The sequence below is a fragment of the Herbaspirillum sp. genome, assembly GCF_035644555.1.
In the GTDB taxonomy this organism is placed as follows: Bacteria; Pseudomonadota; Gammaproteobacteria; order Burkholderiales; family Burkholderiaceae_D; genus Herbaspirillum.
In genome coordinates, this window is the sequence record NZ_DASQOH010000054.1 from 51,368 (window position 1) to 62,424 (window position 11,057).

12 protein-coding genes are annotated in these 11,057 nt (G+C 63.1%); 5 read left to right on the forward strand and 7 right to left on the reverse strand.

Annotation, left to right across the window (positions count from 1 at the left end; genetic code table 11):
• Both VE092_RS15905 and hemN read right to left on the reverse strand, forming a co-directional pair.
• A complete protein-coding gene (locus tag VE092_RS15905) occupies positions 1–828 on the reverse strand; it encodes a sulfite exporter TauE/SafE family protein (RefSeq protein ID WP_324878359.1) in 828 nt (275 codons plus the stop codon).
• 11 nt (positions 829–839) lie between these two features.
• Positions 840–2,291, reverse strand: coding sequence for an oxygen-independent coproporphyrinogen III oxidase (gene hemN, locus VE092_RS15910; RefSeq protein WP_324878389.1), 1,452 nt, complete (start codon positions 2,289–2,291; stop codon positions 840–842).
• A 278-nt stretch (positions 2,292–2,569) separates the two neighbouring features.
• Here hemN and VE092_RS15915 point away from each other — a divergent pair, with 278 nt between their 5' ends.
• Together VE092_RS15915 and VE092_RS15920 are read left to right on the forward strand one after the other, a co-directional pair.
• Positions 2,570–3,526: an SMP-30/gluconolactonase/LRE family protein gene (locus VE092_RS15915; RefSeq protein WP_324878362.1), complete on the forward strand. Its 957-nt coding sequence runs from the start codon at positions 2,570–2,572 to the stop codon at positions 3,524–3,526.
• Between the two features lie 183 nt (positions 3,527–3,709).
• A complete protein-coding gene (locus tag VE092_RS15920; protein WP_324878364.1) occupies positions 3,710–4,390 on the forward strand; it encodes a hypothetical protein in 681 nt (226 codons plus the stop codon).
• Here the strand turns inward: VE092_RS15920 and yddG are convergent.
• On the reverse strand, positions 4,378–5,325 hold the full coding sequence (gene yddG / locus VE092_RS15925) for an aromatic amino acid DMT transporter YddG (RefSeq protein WP_324878366.1): 948 nt from the start codon (positions 5,323–5,325) through the stop codon (positions 4,378–4,380). The two genes, VE092_RS15920 and yddG, sit on opposite strands and share 13 nt — an antisense overlap.
• Before the next feature lie 170 nt (positions 5,326–5,495).
• Here yddG and VE092_RS15930 point away from each other — a divergent pair, with 170 nt between their 5' ends.
• Positions 5,496–6,152: a 7-cyano-7-deazaguanine/7-aminomethyl-7-deazaguanine transporter gene (locus VE092_RS15930; RefSeq protein ID WP_324878369.1), complete on the forward strand. Its 657-nt coding sequence runs from the start codon at positions 5,496–5,498 to the stop codon at positions 6,150–6,152.
• Between the two features lie 96 nt (positions 6,153–6,248).
• A complete protein-coding gene (locus tag VE092_RS15935; RefSeq protein ID WP_324878371.1) occupies positions 6,249–7,406 on the forward strand; it encodes an MFS transporter in 1,158 nt (385 codons plus the stop codon).
• A 73-nt stretch (positions 7,407–7,479) separates the two neighbouring features.
• On the opposite strand, the gene argE is transcribed toward VE092_RS15935, so the two are convergent.
• Positions 7,480–8,682, reverse strand: coding sequence for an acetylornithine deacetylase (gene argE, locus VE092_RS15940; protein ID WP_324878373.1), 1,203 nt, complete (start codon positions 8,680–8,682; stop codon positions 7,480–7,482).
• A gap of 487 nt (positions 8,683–9,169) precedes the next feature.
• Here argE and VE092_RS15945 point away from each other — a divergent pair, with 487 nt between their 5' ends.
• Positions 9,170–9,640 (forward strand): response regulator, encoded by a 471-nt coding sequence (locus VE092_RS15945; RefSeq protein WP_324878375.1) that lies wholly within the window; start codon positions 9,170–9,172, stop codon positions 9,638–9,640.
• An 85-nt stretch (positions 9,641–9,725) separates the two neighbouring features.
• Here the strand turns inward: VE092_RS15945 and VE092_RS15950 are convergent, their stop codons facing one another.
• The 3 genes from VE092_RS15950 to VE092_RS15960 all read right to left on the reverse strand — a co-directional run.
• Positions 9,726–9,968 carry a hypothetical protein gene (locus tag VE092_RS15950; RefSeq protein ID WP_324878377.1) on the reverse strand — a complete coding sequence of 81 codons (243 nt, stop codon included), beginning with the start codon at positions 9,966–9,968 and terminating at the stop codon, positions 9,726–9,728.
• A gap of 506 nt (positions 9,969–10,474) precedes the next feature.
• Positions 10,475–10,639 (reverse strand): hypothetical protein, encoded by a 165-nt coding sequence (locus VE092_RS15955; protein ID WP_324878379.1) that lies wholly within the window; start codon positions 10,637–10,639, stop codon positions 10,475–10,477.
• 144 nt (positions 10,640–10,783) lie between these two features.
• On the reverse strand, positions 10,784–11,057 hold a 274-nt coding region (locus VE092_RS15960; protein ID WP_324878381.1), incomplete at its 5' end, for a hypothetical protein.

The window sequence follows — 11,057 nt, forward strand, 5'->3', positions numbered from 1 at the left end:
TCACCCTCCATGCACCGGACTGATGCAGAACACATCGATCCAGCCGCGGGCAATGCCCATGCCGCCGATCTCGGCGGCACGCAGCAGACCCAATATGCCGAATGCCAGCACGACCACGCCCGCTGCGCGTCGCAGCGCCGGCCGTGCCGCCAGTTGCCGCAGGCGCGCACCGGACAGGCCCGCCGCCAGCAACACCGGCAAGGTGCCTGCCCCAAACGCGAGCATGGTCAAGGCGCCCCGTGCAGCGCTGCCGGCCATCAGGGCAGTCAGCAAGGCGCTGTAGACCATCCCGCAGGGCAGCCAGCCCCACAGGCTGCCCAGCAGCAGCGCCTTGGCCGGCGTATCCACCGGCACCAGGCGGGACGCATGCGGGCGTATACGCGCCCACAGGCCGCTGCCCAGCTGTTCGAGGCGGGTCATGCCGGACCACCATTGGGTCAGGTACAGCCCGAGCAGTACCAGCACGATATTGGTCATCACATAGGCCAGCGTCTGCGCCGGTGCCAGCCAGCCCAGCACATCCGCACCGCGCAAAAGGCCGGCCGCGATGCCACCGGCCAGAGCGCCGGCCAGCGCGTAGCTGGACAGGCGACCGAGGTTGTAGCTGAGTACGCGGACCATATCCTGCATAAAGGCCGCGGCCGGGACAGTGCCAGCGAGATGAAGGGGGATGACGCGACGAAGATGCCCGGATCCATCCGGCATGAGCGCCGCAGCCGGTGCGCGCGCCGGCGCAGCAGAGCTGAGGGCGCCGACGATGCCGCCGCACATGCCGATGCAATGGACGCTACCCATCAGGCCCACCAGGAAGATCGGTAGCAGGTGCACACCCACTCCGTTCAGACCGTCTGCGAATAGCGCTGCGGTGCGGCCTTGTTCTGGCTCGCGGCCTTCTCGCGGTCCTGCGTCAGGTAGCGGTCGAACACCATGCAGATATTGCGGATCAGGAGCCGCCCCTTGGGCTCGACGGTGATCCACTCAGGTTCGATCTTGATCAGGCCATCTTCTTCCAGCTGCTTGAGCTTCTCCATTTCGGGGGCGAAGTATTCGCGGAAGACGATGGGATAGGCAATTTCCAGCGAATTGATCGACAACTCGAAATTGCACATCAGGCGCTGGATGATCAGGCGCCGCAGCACGTCGTCCATGCCCAGCTGGATGCCGCGGGCGATGGGCAGCGTGGAGTTTTCCAGGCGCGCATAGTAACCGTCCAGGGTCTTTTCATTCTGACTGTAGCTGCCACCGACGGCGCTGATGGCCGATACGCCGCAGGCCACCAGGTCGGTCTCGGAGTGCGTGGAGTAGCCCTGGAAGTTGCGGTGCAGGCGACCCTGCTGCTGGGCGATGGCCAGATCGTCGGTCGGCTTGGCGAAATGGTCCATGCCGATATAGACATAGCCAGCCGCCGTCAGCTGGCGGATGCACAGCGACAGCATGTCCAGCTTGCTATCGGCACTGGGCAGTTCCTCTTCCTTGATCTGGCGCTGGGTCTTGAACAGCTGCGGCATATGCGCGTAGTTGTAGACTGCGATACGGTCGGGGCTGGCGGCGATCACCTTGGACAGCGTACGCGCCATCGACATTACGTTCTGCTTGGGCAGACCATAGATGAGGTCGATGCTGACCGAGCGGAAACCGGCGTCACGCGCGGCCTGGATGATCTCCAGCGTCTGCTGCTCGGACTGCACGCGGTTCACCGCCAGCTGCACCTCCGGGTCGAAGTCCTGCACGCCCAGGCTGATGCGGTTGAAACCCTGCTGGCGCAGCTTGTGGACACGTTCCACCGAGACCGTGCGCGGGTCGATCTCGATCGAGTATTCACCCACATGGTCGGGTGCGAGCGTGAAGCAGTGGCGAATGTGGTCCATCAGGTCGGCCATCTGCTCGTCCGACAGGTAGGTCGGCGTGCCGCCGCCGAAATGCAGCTGTTCGACCTGATTCATCCCGGCGAACAGCGAGCCCTGCATGCTGATCTCCCGCTTCAGGTAGCTCAGGTAGAGCGCGGCCTTGGCGCGGTTCTTGGTGACGATCTTGTTGCAGGCGCAGTAGTAGCAGATGGTGTCGCAGAAAGGGATATGCAGATACAGCGACAGGGCGCGCCAGGCACTCATGCTGCGGCGGTCTGAGACCGCATGCAGGTAGTCGGTGACGGCGAAGTCGTTGGAAAAACGGTCGGCCGTCGGATAGGACGTATAACGCGGGCCACGCTGGTCCATTTTGCGCAGCACGCTCTTGTTCATGCCGGCGAGACTGGCGGAAGGATGCAGGGTGGACGGATGGGCGACTTGCATGCGATGCTCCTGGCCGGCTGCCACGCCGGACTGACGCGGCGCGCACATGCGCTGGGCCGCGAGCCCACCGGGCGAGCTGGTATTGACTGGAGTTTGCAGGATAGTCACTTCATTGCCAGATCGCATTGATATGCATCAAAGGGTGGTGTCCGCCGTGGCCGTCCCGGCGCTTCCTGCGCACCTGCGGTGTCGGGTTATCATCCTGCCCTGGAGCCGTCCCGGGGGGGCAGGATGCCGCCCCCGACGGACGCGCCATTGACCAAGATCAAGGAGACACCATGAGCGCCCCCTCGCCCGCCCCGGCCCCGATCCCGTCTACGGCCACGGCCAGCCCCTACGACATCTGCGATCCGCGTTTCACCGCCCTGATCGTGCCCAGCGCCCGGCTCGATTGCCTGCACGGCGGCAGCCGCTGGACCGAAGGCCCGGTCTACCTGCCGGCCACCGACGAACTGATCTGGAGCGATATCCCCAACAACCGCCTGCTGCGCTGGTCCGAAGGCACAGGTGCGGGGGTGTTCCGCCAACCGGCCGACTACAACAATGGCAACACCCTGGATCGCGAAGGCCGCATCGTCAGTTGCCTGCATGGCACGCGCGCCGTGGTGCGCACCGAACACGACGGCCGCCGCACGGTGCTGGCCTCGCACTGGCAGGGCAAGCGTCTCAATTCGCCCAATGACGTGGTGATCAAGTCCGATGGCTCGATCTGGTTCACCGACCCCGCCTATGGCATCGACAGTGATTACGAGGGCTACCGGGCTGACAGCGAGATCGGCGGCTGCCACGTCTATCGCATCGATGGCCAGAGCGGTGAGCTGACCCGCGTCTGCGACGATTTCGAGCGCCCCAACGGCCTGGCCTTTTCGCCCGACGAAAAGCGGCTCTACATCGCCGACACCGGCCGTACCCACCGCGCCGACGGCCCGCATCACATCCGCGTCTTCCAGGTCGGCGAGCACGGCCAGCTCAGCGGCGGCGAAGTCTTCGCCGAGATCAGGCCAGGCCTGGCCGACGGCTTCCGGCTGGACGCGCTGGGCAATGTATGGACCAGCGCCGGGGATGGTGTGCACTGCTATGCACCCGATGCGGTCCTGCTGGGCAAGGTCAGGGTTCCGGAAGTGGTTTCCAACGTCTGCTTCGGCGGCCCGCGCCACAACCGCCTGTTCATCACCGCCACCACTTCGCTGTACGCGATCTACCTGGCGGTCAACGGCGCCCTCCGCCCCGATTGACAAGGCGACACGCAAGCGGCCGCGACTGTGGCGACAATGGAACGCGGCCGTTCGCCGTCGCCGGTTTTTTATTGCCGACCGGCACTGTCGCGCTTTACACCCGCGTGGCTCGCCCCCTAGGCTGGAATGGTCAGGCGTCTGTCCGCCTGCGCCATCATTTTTCTATCATCCGGGGGATTCTTCGTGCGACGTCTTCAACTTTCCTGCGCCTGCTTCATCGGTCTGGCCACCTTCGGCAGCGGCTTGGTCCATGCCGCCAATCTCGCCCTGAGCGGCGAGCTGGGCACCACCGGCGTGGGCGCTCACCTGAGCGTACCGCTGGCACCGACGCTCAACGCGCGTTTCGGTATCAACTACTTCGATTACTCGTTCAACTCCAGCACCAATGACGTCAATTACGACGCCCGGGCCAAGCTGCGCACCTTCGACGCCCTGCTGGACTGGTTCCCGTTCGCCAATGGCTTCCGCCTCTCCGGCGGCGTGGTCTACAACGGCAACAAGATCGACGCCACCGGCAAACCCAAGGCCAACGGCATCTATACCATCAATGGCAATATCTACACGGCGTCCCAGGCCGGCCAGGTCGATGGTCGCATCGATTTCAAGAAGTTCGCGCCCTACCTGGGCCTGGGCTATGGCAATGCGGTGGCTCCCGGCCGTGGCTGGGGCTTGACGGCGGATCTGGGTGTGATGTTCCAGGGTAATGCCTCGACCTCGGTCAGCAGTTCAGGCTGTACCGCCCCGGCCCCCTTGTGCGCCCGCCTGGCCACCGACCTCGCGGCGGAAAACGCCGAACTGAGCGACAAGGTCCATGGCTACAACCTCTACCCGGTGGTCCGGGTGGGCGTGAGCTACAGGTTCTGAGCCGGATCTTCAGGACGAGGCCGGGCCGCCTTCGGTGTGATGGCCGTCCGGCCCGGACTGCGGGTGGCGCGCCAGCACAGGATGGAGCCGGCGCAGACCAACGCCGCGCCGACCCAGAACGCGGCCGGTAGCGGCGTGCGCAGCAGCAGTGCCGACAGGGCCGAGGACAGCACCGGGATGAAATAGGATGCACCCGCCAGCACCGTCACCCGGCCATGCAGGATGCCCACGTTCCATGCCGCATAGCCCAGTCCCATGGCGGCCGCCGCCAGCAACAGGTAGAACAGCGCCGGCAGGCTCCACGACAGCGCTTGCACCTGTCCGCCCCACAGGAACTTGCCCCACAAGGCCAGTGCCACCAGCATGAAGAACGGCGTCACCCCGTTCTTTCCAGCCGCCATGCGGGTGGTCACCGTGCAATAGGCCGCCCAGATGAGCGCCCCGGCGAAGGCCAGACCGTAGCTCAGCGGATTGTCCTGGATATTGAGCAGCATGCCGGCCGGATCAAGGCCCTGGTCGCCCCCCAGCACCCAGCAGATCCCTAGCATGGACAGCAGGAAGCCCGGCACCACCAGCAGGCTGGCACGCTGACCGCCGAACAGGATGGCCGCAATCATGGTGAAGGTCGGCCACAGGTAATTGACCATGCCCACCTCGATGGCCTGGCGCCCGGTATGGGCATAGCCGATCGACAGCGACAGGCACAGTTCGTAGGCCACGAACAGCAGGCTGCCCCACAGCAGATACGTGCGCGGGAAGCTGGACAGGCGCGGAAATCCCACCGCAAACAGCAGGATCACCGACGCCACCGTATAGATCGCCGCCGCCCCGCCGGTGGCGCCCAGATGTTCGCTCACGCCGCGGATCAGGCCGACGATGGCGCTCCACAGGACGACGGCGCTCAACCCGATCAGGGTTGCCTTGTTGCTGTTCATTGCACTGCCCAAAAACGCAAGAGTGTATCGCAACCGGCGACCACTATCCGGGTCCCGCGACCGCACTGTGCTAGAATCATGCCCCTTTCGCGCCGGACGGCATGCCGTGACACGCATGCGACCGGCAGATTCCATGGGTTCCCTCGCCCCCATTCATCAAAAAGGTCCCGATGACGACTCTCGACTTGCGCCGCCACGCGCCCCTGCTGACCTGGCTTTCGCTGTTCCACCTGCTGGTGATCACCTCCAGCAATTACCTGGTGCAGTTGCCGGTCTCCATCTTCGGCCTGCATACCACCTGGGGCGCCTTCAGCTTCCCCTTCATCTTCCTGGCCACCGACCTGACCGTGCGCTTCTTCGGCGCGCCCCTGGCCCGTCGCATCATCTTCGCGGTGATGCTGCCGGCGCTGTTCATCTCCTACGGCATCTCGGCGCTGTTCTACCTGGGCCAGTGGCAGGGCTTCGAAGCGCTGACGCACTTCAACCTGTTCGTGGCGCGCATCGCGGCAGCCAGCTTCATGGCCTACGTGCTGGGGCAGGTGCTGGACGTGCAGGTCTTCAATCGCCTGCGCGCCTCGCGTCACTGGTGGCTGGCGCCTTCGGTGTCGATGATCTTCGGCAATGCCAGCGATACCGTCGCATTTTTCTCGATTGCCTTCTGGCGCAGCAGCGATCCCTTCATGGCCACGCACTGGGTAGAAATCGCACTGGTCGATTACGGCTTCAAGATCGCCATCAGCCTGCTGTTCTTCCTGCCGGCCTATGGCGCGCTGATGTCGGTGCTCAAGAGCTGGTTCACCCGTCCGCTGGCAGCCGATCCGGTCTGAATCCTGCAGCCGATCCGATACGACGGTAAACTTGCGCCTTTGCGCGGCCTCCACGTCGCGCCCGCTCCTCCACCCCACCCTCGACCTGGATCGCGCATGAACTGGCCCCTGTTTGCCCTCGCCGTCGCCGCCTTTGGCATCGGCACCACCGAATTCGTCATCATGGGCTTGCTGCCCGATGTGGCCCGCGATCTGGGCGTGTCGGCGCCCGCTGCCGGCATGCTGGTTTCCGGTTATGCCCTGGGCGTGGCGGCCGGCGCCCCCATCCTGGCCATCCTTACCGCGAAATGGCCGCGCAAACAGGCGCTGGTGGGGCTGATGTGTCTGTTCATCCTGGGCAATGTGCTGTGCGCGGTTGCTCCCAACTATGGTTTCCTGATGGTCGCCCGGGTGGTGACCGCGTTCTGCCACGCGGCCTTCTTCGGTATCGGCTCGGTGGTCGCCGCCGAACTGGTGGCGCCGCACAAGCGCGCGCAGGCCGTGGCGCTGATGTTTACCGGGCTGACCGTCGCCAACATCCTCGGTGTGCCGCTGGGCACCGCTTTCGGTCACGCCGCCGGATGGCGCTCCACCTTCGGTGTGGTGACCGTCATCGGCGTGCTGGCCGCCGCCATGCTGTGGACCATGCTGCCCCGCAAGATTCCCATGCAGGGCGGCAATATCTTCCAGGAATTCCGCTCCATCATCGATACCCGCGTACAGCTGTCGCTACTGACTTCGACCCTGGCCTCGATCAGCATGTTCAGCGTGATCACCTACATCGCCTATATCCTGCTGGACGTGACCGGTTTCACGACACAGCAGGAAAGCTGGGTATTGCTGCTGTTCGGCGCCGGCATCACCGTCGGCGGCCTGGTCGGCGGCAAGCTGGCCGACTGGAAGCTGATGCCGGTCATGTGCGGCGTCTTCCTGTGCATCGCCATCGTGCTGGGACTGTTTTCCATCACCAGTCACTACAAGTGGCCCACCCTGGTGACGATGTTCGCCTGGGGTGCCTTTGCCTTCGCCGTGGTACCGGGGGCGCAGATCCGCGTGCTCGACACCGCGCGCGGCGCTCCCAACCTGGCCTCGACCCTGAACCAGGGCGCCTTCAACCTCGGCAATGCCACCGGCGCGTGGGCCGGCGGACTGGCCATCTCGGCCGGCCTGCCGCTGACCGATCTGCCGCTGATCGGCTCGGCCTTCGCCTTGCTGGGCCTGGTGACGGTCGCCTTCTCGGCCTCCCTGGACAAGCGGGTGCGCGCCCCCGTCTGAAGCTTGCCCGATAAGAAAAAGGCGCTTGCCCCTCACACGGGACCAGCGCCTTTTTGCTGCCTGCGGTAGACGTTCAGGCCGCAGCCAGATGGGCCGAAGCGATGAAGTTGTCGAAGAAGCTCTCACAACGTGCCAGTTGTTCCAGGGTGACGAACTCGTTGGGCTTGTGGGCGTGGACGATATCCCCGGGGCCGCAGATCACGGCCGGCATGCCCGCCTGGCCGAACAGGCCACCCTCGGTTCCGAACCCGACCTTGCGCGCCCGTTCCGTACCGAGGATGCGCAAGGCAGAGCTGACCAGCGGATCATCGGCCGGCGTGCTCATGCCGGGATAGGCGGTCAGCGTCTCGAATTCGATGCGCCCTTGTGCGCCCTCGATCTGCATCTGCGGCACCAGCTCCTGCTCGGCAAAACGCTTCACTTCCTCGAACACCTCGGCCGGATCGATGCCCGGCAGGAAACGATGCTCGAAGACGAATTCGGCCTTGTCCGGAATGATGTTGGGCGCATTACCGCCATTGGACAGGGTCGTGACGATGGAGGAATACGGCACATCGAAGTCATAGTCCTGGGCCTCCGAATGGCGCACACGCAGGGCGATTTCACGAATCTTCAACTGCATCATCGCGGCATAGTCGATGCTGTTGATCCCCAGGTGCGGGCAGGAGGAATGCGCGGCATGGCCGTGCACGCAGCAACGATACGAGCGCTTGCCCTTGTGCGCGATCACGGGCTGCATCATGGTCGGCTCGCCGATGATGACGCCGGTGGGCCGGATGTCGTTCTGCTGCAGGTCGGCCAGCAGTTCGCGCACACCCAGGCAGCCAACCTCTTCATCGTAGGAAAAGGAAAAGTGCAGGGGCGTATGCAGGCGCGCCTGATTGATCGCCGGCACACGTGCCAGGCAGACCGCGATAAAGCCCTTCATATCGCAGGCGCCGCGACCAAACAGCTTGCCATCGGCGACATGCGCCACGAAAGGATCGGTATCCCAGTTCTGCCCCTTCACCGGCACCACATCGGTGTGCCCGGAGAAGACGGTACCGAAGCGACCCGGCCCGGCATCACCGAGGGTCGCGAACAGATTGGCCTTGCGCCGCTCGGCATCATAGGTGAGGCGGGTGACGGCGCCGTGGCGTTCGAGATAATCGCGGACCCACTCGATGAGGCCCAGATTGGATTCGCGACTGATGGTATTGAAACCGATGAGGGTCTTGAGGATATCCAGCGTCTGCTTCGTCGGTTCCGAAGCGGCTGTTTTCAATGGTGCGTTCATGATGATGTTTTGCCTGTTCAAATCCGGAACACCGGGCTGCCTGCAGGAAGGACTGGCGGCCTCCGGGTTCCAGCACGAGCGCAGCAAGCCTCGTGCCACCACGGATGGCCACTGGGCCAGCGCCTTGCCCGGTTGCAATCGGGTCAATCGTTCCCAAGAGACCACTCCCACGCGACGGGAATCGCATCAGGGAAAGCCGCCATCAGGTCAGGTGAAGTCAGACAGCTTACACCGCTATTGTGCATCGCTGGGCGTGGATGATCCCTGAAGCCCTCCAGCCAGACGAAAGTGTGCCGTCATTGAGTGGAGTTTGAGCCTCAGCCGGGCAGAAATCGGCCCTATCAGGAAAATCATGATATGAGTTTTCGATCAGTTTTGTCAGACTACAGTTGAAGTTAGGCGCCACGAGAATCGCCCGCAGAGGCCATAGAAAATTCCCACGGTGCAGGAATGGTGATCAGGGTCACTAGAAGAGAAGGACAAGACCATGAAACCGCCGATCATACTGATGATTGAGTCGAACGGCGAAGCCGTCGAGCTGGCGCGGTTTGCGCTTTGGCGCAACAATTTTCATTGCCTGCTGCAATGGTATGACGAGGCAGACGCCGCCATCGAGCGTCTCTTGCGAAGCCGTCGACAGGACGGTGACCACGAATTGCCGGACCTGATCTTCCTCGACCCGGGCATGATGGAAAACAATGGACTGGACTTCATCCAGGCGATGAAGTCCGGCCGCGCCACCCGCGCCGTTTCCATCATCGTGTTCCCCGACAGCGACTACCCGCCCGCGATGCCTGAACTGATCGAGGCCGGTGCCGTGGAATATCTGCTCAAGCCCGATTCCAGCCAGCAGTACATGGAGGTGGTAGTGGACCGCGCCCGGCGCTGGAGCAAGCGGCGACGACGGCGCGCCGCCACATCCGGCAATGCCGGCCAGGACGGCGGCACCGGATCCTGAGAGCGGGCACCCCCACATGAAAACGCCGCGACGAGCAGGCGTCACGGCGTCGGATCCCTGCTCCGCCTGGGTGGCGGGATAGAGATTATTTCTTCACACGCGAACTGATATGAGCATCGAATTCGCGCTGTGCCGCTTCCAACTTCCTGAGAGCATCCTGCCAGGGCTGGTAATCGGCTTCGGTCAACCAGGAGCCGCCGGGATTCTGCTTCCACTGCTCCAGCTTGACCGTCATCTGTTCATATTCCTCAAGCTGCGCCACCAGCAGCGCTTCCATCTGCGTCTTGAGCTCTTCGGCGCGGGCGATCCAGGGATCCTGTTCCGACATGGACATCTCTCTTTCGTGAAGGATGAAGGTTTGCTGCGCATGCTAACACGAAGCGGACCGTCATCGAGCCTGGCCGGCCATGAGACGGAACGGGCTTAGCTGCTGGCCCCAAACCTGGCCGCAAGCGAATCCGACATCGCCTTGCCACCTTGCCCAGACCTGCTTTTGGTCAAACGTACTTCAGATGACCCTGACAAACCAGCCGGCAACGATTGTCGGCACTTCCAGATTGACCAGTCCCAACGCGGTTTGCAGCAGATATTCCATGATTCTCTCCTGATGGATTCGATTTTTCGCGCCCCGCATTTCCGGGGGCCAGCGGCATTACGTGAGCAAATTGCTAGTGCGGGTTTTCCTGGCTGACGCGGCGCTCGCCCAGAATACGCCGGCCCTGCCACCGAGAAGCTCGCCCACTCTGCAGAAGTGGCCAGCCATGTGCATGAGCGGACCAATGGTCAGATGCAGGCTTCTTTCAATCATGTTGTTCTCCTGTGAAGAAGTCTGGATCAACGGAATTTTTCACGAACCGGGAGACCGGTAGCCTTGACTATCGACACCAGGTATTGCCCGACATCAGAGGTCAACAGCCAGTTATCCACGCGCTCAAGGATATTGGCGTGCGCACTGGAAGTGCATGCCGGCATTGCTGCGATGACGATGATTTTGCGCATGATGTTTATCCGTTCGTGCCATCGCGGTATTGCGTCTGGCCATGTACGCATCATGCAGAAGGACGGCTTCCCGTTCATTTCAATTCTTGCGGCCACTATTACAAATGAAACGGGTGAGACAAACCCGTACGAGAAGAGGCCCGTTTAAGGCCTGTTCCAGGGAGACCAATTGGCGAGCGGAAGACCCAAGATGCGGTTTCTACCGAAGAAATCTGGAGGACAGGCCAGAAAAGGCTGGCCCATCTGGGAAACACCCTGGGTGCAGACATGCAGCAGACGCGCATTGGGGGACCGGGCTCTATGAAAAATCGATGTCGTCGCCGAAGGCGAGAATGTCTGGGCTGAATACAACAATGCCGCTGAGAAGCTTTTGATCGCTTCTAGCGGCATGTCATTAAAACTGGTTGCGGGGGCAGGA